Origin of the sequence: Pseudomonas sp. ICMP 10191, assembly GCF_001467335.1 — a bacterium.
Taxonomy (GTDB): Bacteria; Pseudomonadota; Gammaproteobacteria; order Pseudomonadales; family Pseudomonadaceae; genus Aquipseudomonas; species Aquipseudomonas cerasi.
The window spans coordinates 1-21,331 of sequence record NZ_LKGW01000002.1; the positions used below are offsets into that span (position 1 = coordinate 1).

The window sequence follows — 21,331 nt, forward strand, 5'->3', positions numbered from 1 at the left end:
TTCTTCGAGCTGGACATCCCCGAGCGTCAGCACTGGAATCAGGCGCTGATGCTCAAGCCTCTGCAAACGCTGGAGGCCTCTTGTCTTCAGTCGGCATTGACGGCGTTGGTCGAACAGCACGACGCGTTGCGTTTGGGTTTCTCTCAACAGGACGGCCAATGGCAGGCCACCTTCGGCATGCAGAACACTCGTGAGCTGCTCTGGACCCATGAGCTGGACAGCATCGAGCGTTTGTCTGAGCTGGCCGATGAAGCGCAACGTAGCCTGGACCTGAAAAACGGGCCGCTACTGCGTGCCGTGCTGATCAACCTGCCACAGGGCGAACAGCGCCTGCTGCTGGTGATTCATCATCTGCTGGTGGACGGTGTGTCATGGCGGGTGTTGCTGGAAGACCTGCAACAGGCTTACATCGCCCTGGCAGCAGGTCAGCCAGCGCTGCTGCCGGCGAAAACCAGTTCGCTGAAAAGCTGGGCCGAGCACTTGCAGGCCTACGCGCAAAGCCCGGCGCTGGAGCAGGAGTTGGGCTACTGGCAGGCGCAATTGCAAGACGTCAGCGACGCCTTGCCGTGTGATCATCCGCATGGCGGCCAGCGACAGCAGCACGCGCTGTCGGTGGTCACGCAACTCAATGGCGATCTGACCCGGCAACTGCTGCAGGACGCCCCGGCGGCCTACCGCACGCAGATCAATGACCTGCTGCTGACCGCGCTGGCGCGGGTGGTCAGTCGCTGGACCGCGCAACCCCATGCACTGATTCGTCTCGAAGGCCATGGTCGCGAAGACCTGTTCGACGCACTGGACCTGAGCCGCACGGTGGGTTGGTTCAGCAATGTGTACCCGGTCAGGCTCACCCCACAGGCCTCGCTGGCCGATTCGATCATGACCATCAAAGAGCAACTGCGCGCAGTGCCCGACAAGGGCATCGGTTACGGCGCGTTGCGTTACCTGGGCCGCGAATCGGCGCGGCAGACCCTGCAAGCCTTGCCGCTGGGCAGCATCGTGTTCAATTACCTGGGGCAGTTCGACGGCAGCTTCGACGCACCGCAGGCACTGTTCACACCCTCCGCCGACAGCAGCGGTGCCTCACAGAGTGCCGCTGCGCCGCTGGCTGCGCCGATCAGCATCAACGGTCAGGTCTATGCCGGTGAGCTGCGGCTGAGCTGGACCTTCAGTGGCGCGGTGTTCGAGCGCGACACCATGCAGCGCCTGGCCGATGAGTACACCGCCGAATTGCAACAGCTGATTGCCCATTGCACCACCGAAGGCGTGGCGGGGGTGACCCCGTCGGACTTCCCGCTGGCGTGCCTCAGTCAGTCGCAGTTAAGCCGTTTGCCGATACCTGCCGGGCAGATCGAAGACCTCTACCCGCTGGCACCGATGCAGCAGGGCATGCTGTTCCACACCTTGTTCGAGCAGGAGGCGGGCAATTACATCAATCAGATGCGCATTGAGGTCAGCGGCCTGGACGTGCCGCGTTTCCGCGCCGCCTGGCAGGCCACGCTGGATGCCCATGAGGTGCTGCGCAGTGCTTTCATCAGCCATCTGCAGCCAGCGCTGCAAGTGGTCTTGCGTGATGTGCGCATGCCTTTTGTCGAGCTGGATGCCCGGACGCAGTCGTCCGGCTGGATCGACCAATGGGCCGATGCCGACCGCCGGCAGGGTTTCGAGCTGGTCCACGGGCCGTTGCTGCGCCTGGCCGTATTGCGCACCGGCGAGCAGAGCCATCAGCTGATTTACACCAGCCATCACATCCTCATGGATGGCTGGAGCAGCTCGCGCCTGCTCGGTGAAGTGCTGCAACGCTATAGCGGCCAGACACAGCCGAGGCAGGTCAGCCGCTATCGCGATTACATCGAATGGTTGCAGCGCCAGGATGCCGGGCTCAGCGAGCGTTTCTGGACCGATCAACTCGCCAGACTCGATGAGCCCACGCGTCTGGTTCAGGCCTTCAAGGCGCCTGAGAACGGCCAGGGGCACGGTGATTACCTGCACTTGATCGACGCCGAGAATACCCGTCAACTGAGCGAGTTTGCCCGTGAGCAGCGCGTGACCCTCAATACGCTGGTGCAATCGGCCTGGCTGCTGGTGCTGCAACGCTATACGGGGCAGTCCAGCGTCACCTTCGGCGCAACCGTGGCCGGGCGTCCGGCTGATCTGCCGGGTGTCGAGGAGCAGCTCGGGCTGTTCATCAATACCCTGCCGGTGATCGCCAGCCCGCGTGCCGAGCAACGGGTGGCGGAGTGGGTGCAACAGGTGCAGGCGCAGAACATCGCCTTGCGCGAGCATGAACACACGCCGCTGTACGAGATTCAGCGTTGGGCCCGCAGCGCTGGCGAGGCGCTGTTCGACACCATTCTGGTGTTCGAAAACTACCCGGTGTCCGAAGCCCTGCAACAGGCTGCGCCGCCCGGGCTGGTGTTCGGCGGCCTGCGTACGCAGGAGCAAACGCATTATCCGCTGACCCTGGTGGTCAATCTCGGCGAAACCCTGTCGCTGCGCTTCAGCTACGCCCGCGAGGCGTTCAGTGAGCAACACATGGCGCAGTTGTCGGCGCATTTCCAGCAGGTCCTGCAGGCGCTGACGCATGACGCACAGACGGCGCTTGGCGAACTGGCGCTGTTGAGCGACCGTGAGCAGCAGCATGTTCTGCGCGAGTGGAACGCCACAGCTGCAGACTTCCCCAGTGAAGCCTGCCTGCACAGCCTGATCGAAGCCCAGGTATGCGCCACGCCGGACGCTCCGGCGCTGATTTTCGCTACTGAACAACTGAGCTACGCGCAACTCAACGCCCGCGCCAATCAGCTTGCGCATCGCCTGCGTGAGTCGGGCGTTGGCCCGGACGTATTGGTGGGTATCTGCGTCGAGCGCAGCCTGGAACTGGTGATCGGTCTGCTGGCGATCATCAAGGCCGGTGGTGCCTACGTGCCGCTGGACCCGGACTACCCCGAGGATCGTCTGGCCTACATGATGCAGGACAGCGGTATCGGTTTGCTGTTGACCCAAGCGGCGCTATTGGAGCGTTTGCCTGTTCCGCCTCAGGTGCAGAGCCTGTGCCTGGATCAGGACGGCGACTGGCTTGCCGGTTACAGCACCGCCAACCCGGTCAACCTCAGCCATCCATTGAACCTGGCTTATGTGATTTACACCTCCGGCTCGACCGGCAAGCCCAAGGGCGCGGGCAACAGTCATCGTGCGCTGGTCAACCGTCTGCACTGGATGCAGAAAGCTTACAAAATTGATGGCAGCGATACCGTTCTGCAGAAGACACCGTTCAGTTTCGACGTATCGGTCTGGGAATTCTTCTGGCCGCTGATGACCGGCGCACGTCTGGCCATGGCGCTGCCGGGTGATCACCGCGACCCCGAGCGGCTGGTGCAGACCATCCGTGAGCATCAGGTCACGACGCTGCATTTCGTGCCGTCAATGCTGCAGGCGTTCATGACTCATCCCCAGGTGGAAAGCTGTAACACGCTGCGCCGAGTGGTATGCAGCGGCGAAGCACTGCCTGCCGAGCTGGCCGCTCAGGTGCTCAAGCGCTTGCCGCAGGCCGGTTTGTACAACCTGTATGGCCCGACCGAAGCGGCCATCGACGTGACCCATTGGACTTGTAGCACCGACGATATCCTCAGCGTGCCGATCGGGCAGCCGATCGACAACCTGAAAACCCATATTCTCGACGACGGCCTCCTGCCTGCTGCACAGGGCGTGGCGGCGGAGTTGTACCTGGGTGGCGTCGGTCTGGCGCGTGGTTATCACAACCGTGCAGCACTGACGGCCGAGCGCTTTGTGCCGGACCCGTTCGACGAACAGGGCGGCGGCAGGCTGTACCGCACCGGCGATCTGGCGCGTTATCGCGACGCAGGTGTCATCGACTACGCCGGGCGTATCGACCATCAGGTGAAGATTCGCGGCTTGCGCATCGAACTGGGCGAAATCGAAGCGCGTCTGCATGAGCATGCCGCCGTGCGCGAAGCCACGGTGATCGACATCGACGGGACGTCCGGCAAGCAATTGGTCGCTTATGTGGTGCCGACCGATGCCGCTGATGCGCCGGACGTTCTGCGCGAGCGTCTGCAGGTTCATCTCAAGGCTCATGTGCCGGATTACATGGTGCCGGGCTACTTCGTATTTATCGATTCGATGCCACTGACCGCCAATGGCAAGCTGGATCGCAGAGCACTGCCGAAGCCGGACGTGGCCCGCTCACAGCAGGGTTACGTGGCGCCGCGCACTGCATTCGAGCAGCGTCTTGCTGAGTTGTGGGAGCAGGTGTTGCACGTCGAACGGGTCGGGCTCAACGACAACTTTTTTGCCTTGGGCGGGCACTCGCTGCTGGCGGTTTCACTGGCGGGCAGGATTCGCGAGACGTTCGATATCTCCATCAAGCTGCATGACTTGCTGTTGCTGCAGACCCTGGGCGAGCTGGCTGATTTCATGCGTGCCGATGAAGCCAGGGTCAAATCGGCGGTCATCGCCATGAACGCCAATGGCTCGACGCATGCGCCACTGTTCTGCCTGCCGCCGGGCGGTGGTGGCACGTATTCGTATTACCCGCTGGCGGGCAAATTGGGCGACAGCCGACGGGTTTACGGGTTGGTCAACAAGGCCTATGTGGTGCCGGGCTGGTTCGATACGTCGTGGCCGGACATGGTCGATTACTACGTCGAGCTGATCCGCACGACCCAGCCACACGGGCCTTACAACCTGCTGGGTTGGTCGATGGGTGGCGCGCTGGCCATTGAGGTCGCGCATGTGCTGGAGCGCGCTGGCGAAGTGGTGAGCTTTCTCGGGCTGGTCGACACCCAGCTACCGACATCGGCTGGCATGGAATGGGTCGAAGAGGACCCGCACGTCACCACGCAGCAGCAGGGCGAAAACTACTACCGCGGCCTGATCAAGAGCCTGCAGGCCTTTGTGCCGGGCTTGCAGGAGCAAACCATTGTCGACCTGATCGAAACGGCCCGGCAGTCGGTGACCGGGGAGAGTGAAGTGATTGATCGAGTGATCGAGCAGATCGCGCTGCAACACGCAATGAACGTCGACAACCTGCGCAGCATGTTCCAGGACATTGCGGTGCAGGACGAAATCGAAACCGGTTACACATTGCTGGAAGCCAACGCGAAACTCAGCCAGGCGTTTACCTTGAAGACTCTCAATGTAAAGGCCGATTGCTGGTGGGCAGGGCAAAGCCGCAAACCGGGGCAGATTGCCAAGGCTGAAGCAGTGCTGCTGGAACAGTGCTCGGTCAACGGACTGCGCAGCTCGACGACGATTGATCAACGACACGACAACCTGGTGATCGCTGAAGCATTTCTGCAGGGGCTCGCCGAGCGGTTGGTGTGACGCAGAGCGTCACGAACGGCATTCCCACGCGGAGCGTGAGGAACGATAGGTGTCCGGGATGGAGTGCGAGGAGCGATGGGTGTCTTGGCTGGCGCGTACGGGACGATAGGGTCAGGGCTTGAGTGTGAGGGATGAGACGCGTCCTGAAGAGCACCATCGTGCCCATGCTCCAGCGTGGGCATGCCTTTCTGGACGCTCTGCGTCCTCTCTTGAGTGCGTGGCGCGGTATCGATTGTGACGCAGAGCTTCACGCGCGGCATTCCCACGCGGAGCGTGAGGAACGATAGGTGGCCGGGCTGGAGTGCGAGGAGCGATGGGTGTCTTGGCTGGCGCGTACGGGACGATAGGGTCAGGGCTTGAGTGTGAGGGATGAGACGCGTCCTGAAGAGCACCATCGTGCCCATGCTCCAGCGTGGGCATGCCTTTCTGGACGCTCTGCGTCCTCTCTTGAGTGCGTGGCGCGGTATCGATTGTGACGCAGAGCTTCACGCACGGCATTCCCACGCGGAGCGTGAGGAACGATAGGTGTCCGCTGTTGATCGCGAGGGGCAAGCGTCGCTTAAAAATCACCGCGCAGGGTCAGGACGTAGTTGCGCGGGTCGCCGTAATAGTTACCGCGGTCGATGTCGCCGGTGGCCTTGTAGTATTTGCGATCCAGCAGGTTGTTGCCGTTGAGCGCCACCGACCAGTGTTCGTCGATTTTCCACGCGACCCGGGCATCCCAGATGGCCCGGCCAGCGTTATCGATGGGTTGGGTCGACTCGTGTTCCGAGTAGCCGCTCTGCGCCGAAACCCCGCCGCCGACGCTCAACCGACGCCAGGCGCCGGGCAGGGTGTAGCTGCTGGTCAGGCGCAGCATATGCCGGGGTGTTTCTGCTGAAATGGACTGTCCGTCACTGCCGCGGGTGATGTTGAGCGTGTACCCGGCGAGGGTCTGCAATCCCGGTAACGGCTCGCCACTGATTTCCATGTCGACGCCCTTGCTGCGCCGGATATCACCGTTCAGGTAGCAGGTCCCATAGGCATCATTACTCAGGCACTGGCCGGCGTTGGCGTCATCCTCGACGGCTACGTCCTTCTGCTTCACATAAAACAGCGCCAGTGACACGTTCAGACGTTTGTCGAACAGTTCGCCCTTGATTCCGGTTTCGTGGCTGGCGCCGATGGCCGGATCAAGCAGCGTGCCTGATGCCGTTCGATAGGCGCTTTGCGGCAGGAAAATATCCGTGTAACTGGCGTACCACGACCAGTCCCGGTTGAGGTCGTAGATGACCCCCGCAAACGGCGTGACCTGGTTGTCCTCCTGCGCGCGACGGGTTACGCCTGCGGATGTGGTCTGATAGTCATAGCTGCTGACCCGGCCGCCCATCACCAGGCTCAACGATTCCGTCAGGCTCAGACGCAGGTTGCTGTAGAGGCCATAACGTTTGTCGCTGTAGTCGGTACGGCGCCAGGCCGGGCGCACAGGTTCGGCAATCGCGTCGTGGTCGGGGTTGAAGATAGCCAGCGGCTGATTGGCGTTGACCGTGGCATAGCGCGACTCGCGTTTCTGTTCGGACCCATTACCGCCGACGGTCAACTGGTGACTCAGGCCAAAGGCGTCGAACCGGCCGTCCAGGTGCGCGTCGATGCCATCGCTATGGATATCGTCCGAGCGAAACAGGGTTCTGACCAGTCGGGAACCGCTCTGCGTCGCCGGGTCGATGGCGCCCTGTGCGTAGGCCACCTTCTGATCGAAAGCACCCTCGGAGCGGGTTGCCGACAGTGTGCCGCTCCAGTTTTCGTCAAAGCGGGTTTCCAGCTCGCTGAACACTTCGTCAGTGCGGGTCTGGTGGCGGTTCCAGTCCTGGGCCAGCGACGTCGAGCGCGGCAGGTCGATGGCCTTGCCGTTGCTGTAGCGGGGCAGACCGAAGATCGAAAAGCCTTGGGTGTCGGCGTTCTGATGGCGCACGCCCAGGGTCAGGGTGGTGTGTTCGCTCAGGTCGGTTTCCAGGATGCCGTAGAACAACGGCGCGGTTTTCTGCAGACCATCGGTGAAATAGCTGCGGTCTTCATAGGACGTTACAAAACGCCCGCGGATGCTGCCGGAATCGTTGAGTTTGCTGCTTCCATCCAGGTCGACCCGGTAGTTGTCCCAACTGCCTGCGCGGGTGGTAATCGAGAACTGCGGCAGGGCGGTCGGGCGCTTGCGGACCAGATTGACCGCGCCACCGGGGTTGCCTGCGCCAATCAGCAGACCGGCCGCGCCGCGCAGTACTTCGACGCGGTCGTAGATTTCCATGTCCGGGGTCATCCAGCCGGTCACGCTGTAACCCTGACCAGCCACGCCATCGATGATGTAACTCTCGTCCTCCAGCGCAAAGCCTCGCGAACTGAAGACATGAGAGCCGAAATTGCGTTGGGAAAAGGTGATGCCGGGCGTTTGTGCCATCACCTCGTCGAGGCCGGTGAGGTTTTTGTCGTCCATCACCTGGCGGGTCATGACGGTGACCGACTGCGGCGTTTCGCGCAGCGACTGAGCGGTCTTGTTGATGCTCACGCCGGTGGCCGAATACGCGCCGCTGCCCTCGGTGGTGATGCCGAACGAATCGCCCTTGATCGCCACCGGCCCGAGGCTCATGGTTTGTGCGGAGGCAGCAGCGCCAAGGGTCAGGGTGTTGTCTTCAAGACTGTGCGCTACGTTGGCTTTTTTCAGCAGGTCGGCGACGGCCTGTTCGGGCGTCAGCCTGCCGTGCACCGGGCTGCTGAGCTTGCCGTTCAGATCGTCGGGGTTGTAGAGGATTTGCAGATCGCACTGGCGGCCCAATTCCTTCAGGGCACTGCTCAGTGTCTGGGCCGGGATATCGAACTCGAACTCCTCCGCCAGCGCCTGTCCCTGGACACTCAACGCCAGCACCAGCCCCACACTGCCCAGACGCAGGCCGAGCGTTTTCACGCGGCCTGTGCGCAGACGGCTGGAGGATGTTTGCATGGGAGGGATGGCTCGTTGAGATCAATGGCGAAGGATAATGCATTTGCGGTGGAGTTGGTGGTATGCAGATGTTTGCGGAGTGTCCCGGCCCCCAGCGTTCCGCTCGCTCGAACGCTCATGGGCCAGTATGTTGTCCAAAAATGCATCGTCTGAACTACAGTCTTCGCGAACAAGTTCGCTCCCACGGCCTTCGGCCAGAATCAAAAGCGGGCTTGTATATAACGCTGAATGCAGAGCGTAGGCGCTAGAATCACGCCTATCGTTTACTTAGATCAGAAATCTCCCCGCAAGGTCAGGACGTAGCTGCGCGGTTCGCCATAGACGTTGGAGCGATCGGTGGCGATCGAGGTGGTGTAGTACTTGCGGTCGAACAGGTTTTCGGCGTTGAGTGACACCTTCCAGTTTTCGTCCAGTTTCCACGACGCCCTGGCATCCCAGATGGCCCGACCGGCCACGCCAAGCTCTTTGTTGGACGGCACTTCGTAACCCGAATCCGCCGACACACCGGCGCCCAGGGTCAGGCGGTTCCAGGCACCCGGCAGGTTGTAGCTGGTGTTGAGGCGCAGCATGTGTTTCGGCGTTTCGTAAGCCACATCCGAATCACCGTTGTTGCGCAGCATGTTGTAGGTGTAACCGCCGAACACTTGCAGCCCCGGTAACACTTCACCGCTGGCCTCGACATCGACGCCCTTGCTGCGGCTGATGCCGTCCTGCAGGTAGCAGGAGCCGTCGGAGCTGGTAGGGCACAGTTCAGTGGTGTTCACATCAACGGCGGCCACATCTTTCTGCTTGATGTAGAACAGCGCCATCGACAGGTTCATGCGCTTGTCGAATAGCTCACCCTTGAAGCCGGTTTCGTAGTTGGAGCCGATGGCCGGGTCCAGTGGCGAGCCGCCAGCGGAGACGTAGTTGGCCTGTGGCGTGAAGATGTCGGCATAACTGGCGTACCACGACCAACTGTCGTTGATGTCATAGATGACGCCCGCGAACGGCGTGAATTCCTGAGTCTGCTTGGATTCGTAACTGTTTGCCGCACCGGTTTTGACGTCGTACTTGTAGTCATACCAGCTGAGGCGCGTGCCAAGCACCACGCTCAACGGTTCGCTCAGGTGAATACGCGTGTTGGCGTACAGGCCCGCGCGTTCTTCGGTGGTGTCGATGTCGGTTTGCCAGGCTGGACGGGCTGGTTTGGCGAAAGCGCTCTGATCGACATCGAAGACGTTGACGGCGGTGCGCCTGGTCACGGTCGCCTGATGCGTGTTGGCGTTCTGCTTCGACCAGTCGGCACCCAGGGTCACCTGATGTTCGAGGCCGAACGCGTTGAAGTTGCCTTCCAGCTGGCTGTTCAGACCGACGCTGTCGACCTCGTCCTTGCGAAACAGCGTGCCCTGAAAGTTGGAGCCCGCCAGCGTCACGGGATTCACTGCGCCCCGTGCGTAGGCAATGTTCTGATCGAAGCCACCCTGGGAATAGGTCAGCGAGGTCCGGCTGGTCCAGTCCTCATTGAAGCGATGCGCGACTTCGGTGAACACCTCGGTCATGTCGCTTTCATGGCGATTCCACTTCTGCGCCAGGTTGGTCGAGCGCGACAGGCCCAGCGACTGGCCGTTGCTGTAGCGCGGCAGGCCATAGATCGAGTAGCCGTTGATGACCTGTTCCTGACGTCGCAGGCTCATGGTCAGGGTGGTGTCGTCGCTCAGGTCGGCTTCGACGATGCCGTACAGCAGCGGCGTGCGGCTGTCGCGACCATCCAGATAGGAGCCGCTGTCATCGTAGGCCGCGACCATGCGCCCGCGCAGGGTGCCCGAATCGTTGAGCTTGCCGCTGCCATCCAGGTCGACCCGGTACTGGTCCCAGGAACCGGCGCGGGTGGTGATCGAGAATTTGTTATCGGCAGTCGGGCGTTTGCGCACCAGATTGACCGCGCCGCCGGGCTGCCCGGCACCGACCAACAGCCCTGACGCGCCGCGCAGCACTTCCACACGGTCGTAGATGGCCATGTCCGGCTGCATCCAGCCGGTGATCTGATAGCCCTGACCGCCAATGCCGTCGACCAGGAAGCTTTCCGCCAGCAGCGAGAAGCCACGCGAGGTGTACACGTGACCGCCGAAGTTGCGGTACTGGAAAGTGATACCCGGGGTGTCTTCCAGCACGTCGCTGAGGCTGGTGAGGTTGTTGTCATCCATGACTTGCCGAGTCACCACGCTCACCGATTGCGGTGTTTCGCGCAGCGATTGCGGTGCACCCTTGCCGATACTCACTGCGCCGGTGGTGTAGGAACCGGTGCCGTCGGTGGTGGTGCCCAGGTAATGCGAGTCGATTGCAGTCGGGGCCAGATTGACGGTGCTTGTGGTGTTCGAATCGTCTGCGACGGTTTCCTGTGCCTGACCGGCGACCGGCATGCACAGCGCAAGACCCATGGCCGCCATGGATGGCCGGGAGCGGAACATCTGACTGAGCATCAACGCTTTGCTGAGCGGGGTGAGTCGTGACGGGTTGTGCATGAATTGGCTCTTTCCAGTGAGTATCGGCAAGGAGATTGGGAGCGTCGTTCAGGCCTGCGCAGTCGGGTCCAGCCGTCGACCGGGCAGGCGTGAGCCACTTTTTTATGGGGCGTTGCGCGAGAGATGGCTGGGCGCGCAATTCGCTGTTAATGAGAACGAAAGCGAATAACGTTTATTTAATGTTTTTTTCACAATCCACGAAAAAAGATGGCGCTTGGCTAGCAATTGAGGGTGGCGCGGAGCGGCCAGGCAAAAAAAGCCCCGCTCGCGGACGGGCCGGGCGGGGCGTTTCAGGTGCGAGTGAATCACGCCGTAATGGTTTTATCGCGGGTTTCGTTGCGAACCTGTTCGACCTGAATCTGCCCGGCCTGCATCCGCACCAACTGGTCGGCGACGTAGAAATAGCGGTCGTCATGGGAGATCACGATGATGGTCTTGCCCTGCTGCTTCAGTTCCGGCAGCAGTTCGGTGTAGAACACGCGACGGAACGCCGGGTCCTGATCGGCGGCCCACTCGTCGAACACCAGCACCTGCCGCTCGTCCAGCCACGCATTGATCAGCGCCAGGCGCTTGCGCTGACCGGTCGACAGATCGGTGGTGGTGAAGGCACCGTTCTCGATCCTGACCTTGTGCGCGATGTCCAGGCGCTCCAGGTATTTGCCCGCGTCCTGCGGCAGCGCGGCCTGCCCCTGCAACGGCTCGTCGAACAGGTAGTAGTCGGCGAAAATCGTGGTGAACAGCTGGCGGTAGTCATCCAGGTTTTCCGCGCTGACGGGCTGGCCATTGAGGCGGATCTCACCCTGTTGCGGGGTGTACAGGCCCAGCAGCAGCTTGATCAGCGTGGTCTTGCCACAACCGTTCTCGCCGACGATGAACACGATGTCGCCCTGTTTGATGCTCAGGTCGACCGGGCCGAGGTGGAAGGCGTCGCTGCCCTCGACGGGCGGGTAGTCATAGCGCAGGTTGTGCAGCTCCAGCGTGTGCATGCTGGGCAGCGACGTCGGGCTGTCACTGACCAGCAGGTGCGGTTCGGGGCTGGAGAATTTCCATGACAGCTCGGCAATGCGGCGCATGGCGATCTGCGCACGGCTGATGCCGGGCAGGGCAGTGATCAGGCGCTCCAGCGGGCCTTTCATGTACAGCATCACCAGCACGAAGCCGCCCAGTACGGTCTTTTCGGTCGTCGGCCAGAGCGCCTGAAAGGCGATGGCCATGCCGATCACCGCGAAGAACAGCATCGAGCCGAAGGTTTCCGCGCTGACGAAGATATTGGCAGCGCGAATGTTCGAGCGGCAGATGTGTTCGGTGGCCCCATGAATCTTCTCGTCGAGCATGTGCTGACGACGCTTGCGCTGGATGCGCAGTTCCTTGGCGCCTGCGGACAGCGCCTGGTAGTGCTTCTGCAATTCGTCTTCGCTGTTGCGCGCGGCCAGAATGCTGCGCATGCCAAACGCATGCGCCAGGTATTGCGCGCCGGTGCCGAGCACCACGGTGAGCGCCGTCAGCGCCAGAATCTGCCAGGACAGCACGGCCAGATAGGTCAGGCAGCCGAGGGTGACGGTAAACGAAATCACCATCGGCGCGACCGACAGGGCAAAGGTGCTGATGGTGTTGACGTCGTTGAGCAGCACCGGGATCAGGCGGTGCGCGCGATAGCGTTCCAGCTGCTCGATGGGCGCGACCAGCACCTTGGCTGCCAGCTCGCGGCGCAGGTTGGCGACGACCCGCTGGCCGACGTAATTGGTCGACAGGTTGGACAGGGTCGAGCACGCCAGGGTCAGCACACACAATCCGGCGAACAGCAGCGCGGTCTGCGTGTCCGGCCCGCCGGGCATGTTCATCGCGTTGTTGATGGTGGCCAGCAGCCCGGTGACGCTCAGGCCGCTGACAATCCCCAGCACGGTCGATAGCGCCACCAGCCACCAGAATGGCTTGAGGATTCTCAGGGTTTCCCGGGCGAGGCTTTCAGTTGTGCGGGTCATGGTGTGTCTCGTCATTGTCCGTGAGTGCGGCGTGGGCTATCGCCGGCCGAGGGTGCGCATGAAATCGGTCAAAGGTCGCGGGCGACCCGGAAACCCAGCCAGTCACCCCGTACATCCGGCTGGCGGCTGTTGCGGTTGCCGGAGCGCGAGAAGATCGGCGCTTCGGTCCAGTCATTGCCGCGAATCATCTTCCAGGTGCAATCACCGGCCAGCCATGCGCTGCCATCGGTGGGCGCGCCGTTGTAGTTGCTGGTCTCGCAATCGGCAGTCCATTCGTAGACATTGCCGTGGGCGTCGTAGATGCCGAAATCATTGGGGCTGTAACTGCCAGCGGGTGCCGTGTAGCTGAAGCCGTCTTCCGGGCCGTAAGTGTTGGCATGTTTGGCGATGCTGTAGGGCTTGCCTTCGTCCATCGGAAACGGGAACGAACCCTTGCTGCCGCCGCGTGCCGCGTATTCTCGCTGGGCTTCGCTGACCATGTGGTAGGACTTGCCGGTCTTTTTCGACAGCCATTCGACATACGCCTTGGCTTCGTTCCAGTCCATGCACACTGCAGGCTGACGCGGGCTCAGCGGGTAGCGCGGCTTGCCGGCCTTGCACTCGCGGCCTGGCCGGGTATCGCCATCCGGCATCGTGTAGCCGGAGCTCTTGATATAGGCATTCCACTCGCCGCTCAGCACCTGAAAACGGCTGATGGCGAAGGGTTTGGCGAAGGTCACGTCGTGCAGCGGGCCTTCGTCCGGCTGACGACCCAGTTCCTCTTCGGGCGCACCCATGGTGAAGGTGCCCGCAGGCAGCACGACCATTTCCGGGCAGTCCTTGCAGTCCTTGAACACTTTTCCGGGCGCGGGCGTGGCGGCGAGGGTGGTACCGCATAGCAACAGGCCGAGCAGGGCGGACAGGGGCAGCAATGTTTTTTTCATGACGGGTCTCGATGGAAAACGGAAAACAGGTGAACGGTGCAGGCGTGTCAGGCGCGTCGGGCGAGCAGCGTCATGAAGCGATCGATTTCGGCTTCGCTGTTCAGCAGCCCTGGCGCGGTGCGCACCACCGGGCCGACGTCGCGACTCACCGCGTCAACGACCATGCGCTGCTTCATCAGCCAGGCCGCCACGTCGTCGCACGATTGGCCCTTGAGCCGGAAGAAGCTGAAGCCCGCCGACAGCGCAGGATCCATGGGCGTCACCAGCTCGACATTGGGCTGGGCCTTGAGGCGCTGCTTGAGGTCACTGTTGAGCTGGTGAATACGTGCCTGCACATCGGCCTTGCCCAGTTGCAGGTGCAGTTTGAAGGCCTCGTTCAACGCCCAGCGGTGTTCGAACGAGTGGTAGCCGCCGGGCGTCATGATCGTGCTGAAACCGGTGGCTTCCGAGAACGTCGGGATCAGCGGCGTGAGGTCCTTGACCTGTTCCGAGCGGGCGCAGACGATGCCGGTACCGCGTGGACCGAACAGCCACTTGTGGGTGCCGGCGACATAGAAGTCGCACTTCATCTCCGGGAAGTCGAGGTTCTCGACGCCAAAGCCATGCACGCCGTCGACCACATAGAGGATGCGGTCCTGGTCGTCACGGTTGCGGTTGTGTTCCTCGACCAGATCGCCGATGGCCCCGATGGGCAGTTTCACGCCGCTGCCGGACTGCACCCAGGTCATGCCCAACACGCGCGTCTTCGGCTGGATACTGCGCGCGATGGAGCCGATGATTTCGTCGACCGAGACGGTAGCCGGGTCCTTGAACAGGCGAATCTTGCGAACCTGCGTGCCGTCGCGCTGCTGGCGGAATTTCAGGATGTCGCGGACGCAGGAATGCTCGTGTTCGGTGGTCAGAATCTCCTGATCCGGGCGCACATGAATACCGCCGTAGATGATCGCCAGGCCTTCAGTGGTGCTGCCGGTCAGGGCGATCTGGCCGGGTTGGGCCTTCAGGTACTTGCCCGCCCAGACGCGAACCTCGTGTTCGCGGCGCTCGGTCTCTCCCACGTCCCAGTCCATGGCCAGACCGGGATTGCGGTCGATATGCGCGCGATGCTGTTCGATGGCCTGGCGAACCGGTGCGGGGTGCGAAGTGACCAGAAAATTCGAGAGGTGAACGTAGTCCGGGTCCTGATTGAACAATTGTTTCAGGCGCGTCCATTTATCCGTGGAGGCCGGCTGAATGGCTGGCGTCATGGCCGCCGTTGCCAGGCCGGAGCCCAGTGGCAGGGCTGCGGCCAGCACTCCGGCCTGTTTGAGAAAGGTTCTGCGATCAGTCATGAGCGTCTGCGCCTGAGGGTCGGGTAGCGGCGTTTGAGAGATTCATGTGTTTCACATCCGGACGGGCAGCCGCCTGAACCTGCTCCCAGACGCGCAGAAAGTTGCCGCCCCAGAGCTTGGTGATATCCGCTTCGGCGTAGCCGCGCTCGATCAGTTCGGCCGTCACGTTGCGGATTTCGCTGACATCGTTGAAGCCTTTCACACCACCGCCATCGTTGAAGTCGGAGCTGATGCCGACATGGTCGATGCCGATTTTGCGGACCGTGTAATCGATGGCGTCGACGAAATCCTTGACCGTTGCTTTGGGCTCCTCCTCGAGAATCGCGTACAGCTTGCTGGCATAGGCGCCGAAGCGTTGCTCCGGCCAGACGGTGATGATCGGGTCGCCGGGCATCAGCGCCATGGCCAGGTTCGGCAGCGGTGGCAGGTCGAAGTCCTTGCGTAGCGCATTGAGCTTGTTCTGGGTTTTCTGGGTCAGCGGCTTCAAATAGGCTGGGAACGCCACGATTTGCACCACGCCGCCGCTGCGCTTGATGAGCTGCAGTTCCTCGTCGCTGAGGTTGCGCGGGATGTCCACCAGCGCACGCGGCGCCGAGTGCGAGGCGACCATCGGCGTGCGGCTCAGCTCGCTGACCTGTTGCAGCGCCTTGCTCGACATCTGCGACACGTCGATGATCACACCCAGGTCATTGAGGCGTTGCACGGCCTGCCTGCCGATCTCCGACAGGCCGCCCAGAGCGTCGGGCGTGTCATTGAGAAAGGGCAGGGGGCGTGAAGAATCGGCCCAGCTGTTATTGCCGACATAACTGAAACCGAACATGCGCATGCCGCGTGCGGCCCAGTGGTCCAGCAGGCTCAGGCCATTGCCCAGCGGGTAGGCGTTGAGCATGCTGATGAAGATCGCAAACTTGCCTTCGCCGTGCAGGCGGCGCATGTCGTCCGGGGTGTAGGCGATGCCGACCTGATTGGGGAAATCGCGCACCAGCCCGCTGATGATTCGGTAGCGCACTTCCTGCTGATGGCGTGCTTCGTCGACGAAACCGGGTGTCGGACGATGCGGGGCGTTGTCGCCGTTCCAGATCTCCGGCCAGCCGAATACCGTCAGCGCTGCACCGGACAGGCGTCCGCGTGCGGCTTTCACCAGGTCGAACTGCCCCGAGCCGTCCTTGTCGGCTTCGTTGCCCTCGCTGCCGAATTTCATCGGCACGGTGATGTGGCTGTCGAAGGAAATGATCCGCTCCTGCAGGTCGTCGGCCTGCTGCATGACCTTGACCGGGTAGCCTGCTGGCGACCAGTAATTCCAGGCCAGAAAGCCCGTACCTGCACTGATCGCCAGGGCCAGTGGCAGGCCGATGAAGAGAGCTTTTTTCCAACGCGGTCTTGTCATTTCCGTCTCGTGTGGTTAACCGTTGCGCAGCCTGCGACGGCTGTTGCTATCTGGTGGAGAACGAGCGGATCACCGAGAAATTTAGCGCGGGCTCATGGATGTGTGTGCAGCGCTAAATTTGTCTGCCGGGTTTACGTTCTAGCTTGGATAACGGCTGTCTCGGGGCTGTAACAGGTAGGGTAATGACGATTTCTCGACGAGGGTTCATAGCGGGTCTGGCGCTGACCGGTGCGGCAGTTCCGGCAGCGTATTACGCGCATCGGGAACTCACCCGGGTCGACCTGCCGGAAACGCCGGGCGAAGCGACGGCGGGGCCTGCCGATACCGCCACCCAGCGCCTGGCCGACAAGCTGCGCGGTGTGTGGACTCTGCGCTTCGAAGGGCGCGATGCCGGACTGAGCGGTGCGCCGCTCGAAGGCCTGGAAATGTTTCTCGACATCGCCCCGCGTGGTCGCGGCCTGCGCGGCTATATCGACACGGCCGGGCAATTGCGCGGCGATGCGCTGCCGCGCTTTCGGGTGATTGGCGATCTGCAACCGGCCAATGCCGCAAGACTCTACCTGCGGGTCATGGACGGCCATGCCGGCAATGATCCGCACAGCGACAACCCGGATTACGAATTCAGCCTGACCCTCGATGAAGTCTGGGGCGCGTTCGGTAACGCCGGCAGCGGCACCCTGAGCGGGCGTATCGAACGTCTTGACCGACCGCTGGCTCTGCCGGAACTGGAAAACCGTCTGATCGCGATCAAACAGGTGTTTCCAGAAGCGCGGGAAAGGGTGGGCCTGAGTCCGCCGTTTCTGGCCTGGCTGGTTTCCAGGGAGCATCGTCTGTTCCATCAGCTCTGGCATGCCTCGCGAGACAAGTGGCACAAATTGCCCGAAGACAAGCGTAACGCCCTGCGCGGCATCGGCTGGCAGCCGGGACCGCGTGACCATGAGCGCGATGCGCGTGGCCCGCACAAGGACCGCAACGGCTCGGGTGAAGACTTCTTTTATATGCACCGGCACATGCTGATCCAGGCACGCAGGATTCAGGACTTGCCGTCCTGGCCGCGTTTTCCGCTGCCGCAGCCTGAGCTGGAACGCGACCGCCTGGGCTTTGCCCGCTATTTCGACAATCACGACGGTTGTTCGCTGCCGCCCAACTGGCTGGCGCATGGTGACGAGGAATACACACAGCTGGTCAGCGATATCAAAAGCCACGAGACGTTTCATACGCATTTTCAGGTCTGGGAATCGCAGTATCGCGATCCGCGCTTTTTGTCGAAGCTGACCCTGGGCCAGTTTGGTTCGCAGGTCGAACTGGAACTGCACGACTGGCTGCACATGCGCTGGGCGTCGGTGGCCCGCGACCCGGCCAACGGGCAGCCGGTGCCGATGGCACGTCGTTCGGATGATTTTGCCGAGCGCTGGTTCGAGCCGGAAAACGACTTTCTTGCCGACCCGTTTTCATCGCACGTGAACCCGGTGTTCTGGATGTTCCATGGCTGGATTGACGACCGCATTGAGGACTGGTTCCGCGCCCATGAGCGCTTTCATCCGGGCGAAGTGAAGCGCCTGCAAGTCAACGGCGTGCCGTGGTTTGCGCCAGGCCGCTGGGTGAGTGTCAGCGACCCGTGGCTGGGGCCTGAAACGCACGGTTGCAGCACAGTGCCCGGCCAGACTGCAGGCACGACCATGGAAATGGACCCGGAAGTCATGAAGCTGGCGCTGCGCATCACCTTCGCGGCCGATGACAAACTGAGCAACCTGCTACGCCGCGTGCCGCGCCGGCCCTGGTATGCACGGAATCTGCTGCCGGAGAGGTGGTTTTGAGCAGCGCTGGCTCCTAGGCTCTGTACGAAAAGTGGCTGCGCTCGGTNGAGCGCGACCCCGGNTTTGCCTTGCCTGACCTTCGCTCGCCGACTTTTCGTACAGAGCCTAACGCACTCCGCTCTGTCGGATATTTCATGAATGCCCCCCTGATTCTCGAACAAAAGGCGTAGGGTGGCGCCAGGTCGCAAGCTGTCTGGATGTTCGGCCGTTTCTCATCCCTTCCTTGCTTGCGCCCTCGAGAACACCTTTCATGACACCCGGAATTTTTGACGCGAACAACATTCACTTTGATCTGGGCCCCGATGCCGGTGGCAACTGGTCTGAGGTCATGCTGGAGCATCACGGGCTTTACTGTGAGTTCGATAAAACCCTGTCGGGCAACTCCACAGCGCAAAGCTGGAGCCTGGGGGCTATTGGTGTCACGCAGGCTGATCTGAAATCGCTGGTATTGATCCCGGTTGGAGAAGAACAGGATTGCTGGCAGGGGGAATGGCTTTATCTGAAGCTTATGACCGGTGGGTATGTCGATATCGACGAAGCCGGAAAGCAACATCGCTTCATGGCTGGCAGCATGTTCTTCATCGATCCCGGGCAATCCTTTCAGGAGTCGTTTACCCAGCATGGGCAAATGACCGTATTGCGTATTCCCAAGTCCAGTTTGCGCGATCGGGGCCTGAGGCATTCGTTGCCGGGGCTGATGGTTGCCGACATGGAGTCGGCAGACATACGCGCAGCCCGTGACCTGATCCACTGCATCGCGCAGCAACAGGCGGCCCCTGGCTTGGTCATACGCGAGTTGATGGGCAGACAATTGCTGGAGCTGATTGACGCCATGCTGGGCGGCCCCGGCGACAAGGCAGTTTCGCGCAGCACTGATGTCGTGCTGTTGCGCGCCAGACGTTACATTTACACGCGTTTGAGTGACACCGAACTCGACTGCGCGGCCATTGCCGGTGCCGTGCATGTTTCAGTCAAGCACTTGCAACGCTTGTTCCGGAGTCAGGAGACGACGGTGATGCGTGATGTCTGGAATATCCGCCTGCAACGCGCACAGCAATTGCTCAGTTCGACCCGCACGCTTCGGCCAAGTGTTCAGGACGTTGCCTGGCAGTGCGGTTTCACCACGGCAGCGCATTTCAGTCGCGCCTACCGGGCACAGTTCGGTATTTGCCCCTCGCATGTTCGGGCTACTTTCAACTGAGCAACTTCTGCTCTCGCCTTATCAGTTGAAAGCGCCTTGTGGACATCCCTCACGCGCCTTGCAGGTAACGGTGATACGCCGTCTGCGCCCTAGAATCGATCCTGTCATTCAGTGACTGATTCATCTCAATGGCTGCTGCGCTGACGCATCGGTCACAGCCCACCGTTATTCATCTTTCGCGATTGGCCACGGCAGTTTTGCGCCGTCAATTCATGGAAGTTTTACAAAGGCACTCTTATGGAAAGTTATACCGGCGCAACCGACACTGCAGACTTTGCACGTCGTGTTGAAGACAATCAGCGGCGACTGAAAGCCAGTCTGAAGGGCGCTTACGATTACATCGTGTGTGGCTCCGGCACCTCCGGGTCGGTCGTTGCGCGGCGTCTGGCAGAGAATCCCGACGTCAGTGTTCTGCTCCTGGAGGCAGGCGGCACCGATGATGTGCCCAGTGTTACCGATGCCAGTATCTGGTTCACCAACCTGGGCAGCGAGCGCGACTGGCAGTTTCAGGCACAACCCAACCCGCACCTCAATAACCGGGCCATTCCCTTGTCGATGGGCAAGGTGCTGGGCGGTGGATCCTCGATCAACGTGATGGTCTGGGCGCGCGGGCACAGCAGTGACTGGGACCACTTTGCCAGCGAATCAGGTGATCCGGCCTGGAATTATCAATCGACACTCGCCACCTATCGACGTATCGAGAACTGGCAGGGTACGCCAGACGCACTGCGCAGAGGCACGGGCGGTCTGGTCTTCGTGCAGCCTGCGCCTGATCCCAACCCGATTGCACCAGCCATGCTGGGAGCGGTGGCGGAGCTCGGAATGCCTGTTTTCGATGACCAGAACGGCGCGATGATGGAGGGCGCGGGTGGCGCGGCACTGGTCAATATGTGTCTGGAAAACGGTCGTCGCCGTTCGATTTTTCGCAGTTATGTGTACCCGCTGATGGCGCAGCCCAACCTGACGGTCCTGGCCCACACCCATGTATTGCGCGTGTTGCTGGAAGGCAAGCGAGCGGTCGGGGTCGAGGTCATTCATGAAGGCAGGATCATGAGTTTCAGAGCACGAGAGGAAGTCGTGCTGTCACTGGGTGCCATCAACACACCCAAGGTGTTGATGCTGTCCGGAATCGGCGATGCGCAGCAACTGGTTCGGCATGGTATCGCTCCGCTAGAGAATCTGCCGGGTGTCGGCCAGAATTATCAGGACCACATCATGGTCTCGGGGTGCATCTGGGAATACGAACAGGCTCATGCGGCGCGCAACAACGCCGGGGAATCGACGTTCTTCTGGAAGAGTGATCCGGCGCTCGATGTACCCGATATCCAGACCTTTCTCGCTGAAATGCCCATTGCCTCGTTTGAAGCGCAGGCGACGTTCAACCCTCCGGCCAGCGCATGGTCTTTGTTGCCGGGGCTGGTACGGCCCAAAAGCCGTGGCTCGATCACGTTGTCTGGCGGCGGGCACCGGGACGCACTGAGAATCGACAGCGGTGCGCTTGCCGAACCCGAAGATCTGCAGGCGCTGGTGCGTGCAGTCGAATTTTGCCGAGAGATCGGCAACAGCTCGACCCTGCGCCCGTTTGTACGCCGTGAGGTGATGCCCGGAAAGATGAACCGCAAGGATCTGGAGTCGTTCGTGCGCAACACCGCATCGACCGTCTGGCACCAGTCCGGTACGGCCAGAATGGGTATTGATGAGTTATCGGTGGTGGACGCGCAATTGCGCGTCTATGGCATCGACAATCTGAGGGTCGCGGACGCCTCGATCATGCCGCGAGTAACCACCGGCAACACCATGGCCCCGTGCGTGATCATCGGGGAGCGCTTGGGCAGTCTGCTCACTGGCAAGTCCTGAATAATTTGATCCATGCCG

The 21,331-nt window shown here is 61.6% G+C and carries 10 protein-coding genes; 4 read left to right on the plus strand and 6 right to left on the minus strand.

Annotated elements, in window-relative coordinates; translation table 11 throughout:
• Nucleotides 1-5,343: non-ribosomal peptide synthetase (locus AO388_RS01370; protein ID WP_236713883.1), on the plus strand; the 5,343-nt coding region annotated here is incomplete at its 5' end.
• A 559-nt stretch (nucleotides 5,344-5,902) separates the two neighbouring features.
• Here AO388_RS01370 and AO388_RS01375 read toward each other — a convergent pair.
• From AO388_RS01375 to pvdM, 6 genes are all read right to left on the minus strand, one after another.
• On the minus strand, nucleotides 5,903-8,314 hold the full coding sequence (locus AO388_RS01375) for a TonB-dependent siderophore receptor (protein WP_058415962.1): 2,412 nt from the start codon (nucleotides 8,312-8,314) through the stop codon (nucleotides 5,903-5,905).
• Between the two features lie 272 nt (nucleotides 8,315-8,586).
• Entirely contained in the window at nucleotides 8,587-10,818 is a 2,232-nt protein-coding gene (locus AO388_RS01380; RefSeq protein ID WP_003433158.1) for a TonB-dependent siderophore receptor, read from the minus strand.
• A gap of 305 nt (nucleotides 10,819-11,123) precedes the next feature.
• On the minus strand, nucleotides 11,124-12,800 hold the full coding sequence (locus AO388_RS01385) for a cyclic peptide export ABC transporter (RefSeq protein ID WP_058415963.1): 1,677 nt from the start codon (nucleotides 12,798-12,800) through the stop codon (nucleotides 11,124-11,126).
• Between the two features lie 68 nt (nucleotides 12,801-12,868).
• Nucleotides 12,869-13,723: a dihydropyoverdine dehydrogenase gene (gene pvdO, locus AO388_RS01390; protein WP_058415964.1), complete on the minus strand. Its 855-nt coding sequence runs from the start codon at nucleotides 13,721-13,723 to the stop codon at nucleotides 12,869-12,871.
• Nucleotides 13,724-13,770: 47 nt separating this feature from the next.
• Entirely contained in the window at nucleotides 13,771-15,051 is a 1,281-nt protein-coding gene (gene pvdN, locus AO388_RS01395; RefSeq protein WP_058415965.1) for a pyoverdine-tailoring periplasmic protein PvdN, read from the minus strand.
• Nucleotides 15,044-16,438 carry a pyoverdine-tailoring dipeptidase-like protein PvdM gene (pvdM, locus tag AO388_RS01400; protein ID WP_058415966.1) on the minus strand — a complete coding sequence of 465 codons (1,395 nt, stop codon included), beginning with the start codon at nucleotides 16,436-16,438 and terminating at the stop codon, nucleotides 15,044-15,046. The genes pvdN and pvdM overlap by 8 nt, the downstream gene beginning before the upstream one ends.
• 182 nt (nucleotides 16,439-16,620) lie before the next feature.
• On the opposite strand from pvdM, the gene pvdP reads away from it, so the two are divergent.
• The 3 genes from pvdP to AO388_RS01415 all read left to right on the plus strand — a co-directional run bounded on the left by pvdP (nucleotide 16,621) and on the right by AO388_RS01415 (nucleotide 21,313).
• Entirely contained in the window at nucleotides 16,621-18,255 is a 1,635-nt protein-coding gene (gene pvdP, locus AO388_RS01405) for a pyoverdine maturation tyrosinase PvdP (protein ID WP_058415967.1), read from the plus strand.
• Between the two features lie 250 nt (nucleotides 18,256-18,505).
• Nucleotides 18,506-19,456 (plus strand): AraC family transcriptional regulator, encoded by a 951-nt coding sequence (locus AO388_RS01410; RefSeq protein WP_058415968.1) that lies wholly within the window; start codon nucleotides 18,506-18,508, stop codon nucleotides 19,454-19,456.
• Between the two features lie 237 nt (nucleotides 19,457-19,693).
• Complete coding sequence (locus AO388_RS01415) at nucleotides 19,694-21,313, plus strand: GMC family oxidoreductase (RefSeq protein WP_003366627.1); 1,620 nt, start codon at nucleotides 19,694-19,696, stop codon at nucleotides 21,311-21,313.
• Nucleotides 21,314-21,331 lie beyond the last annotated feature (18 nt).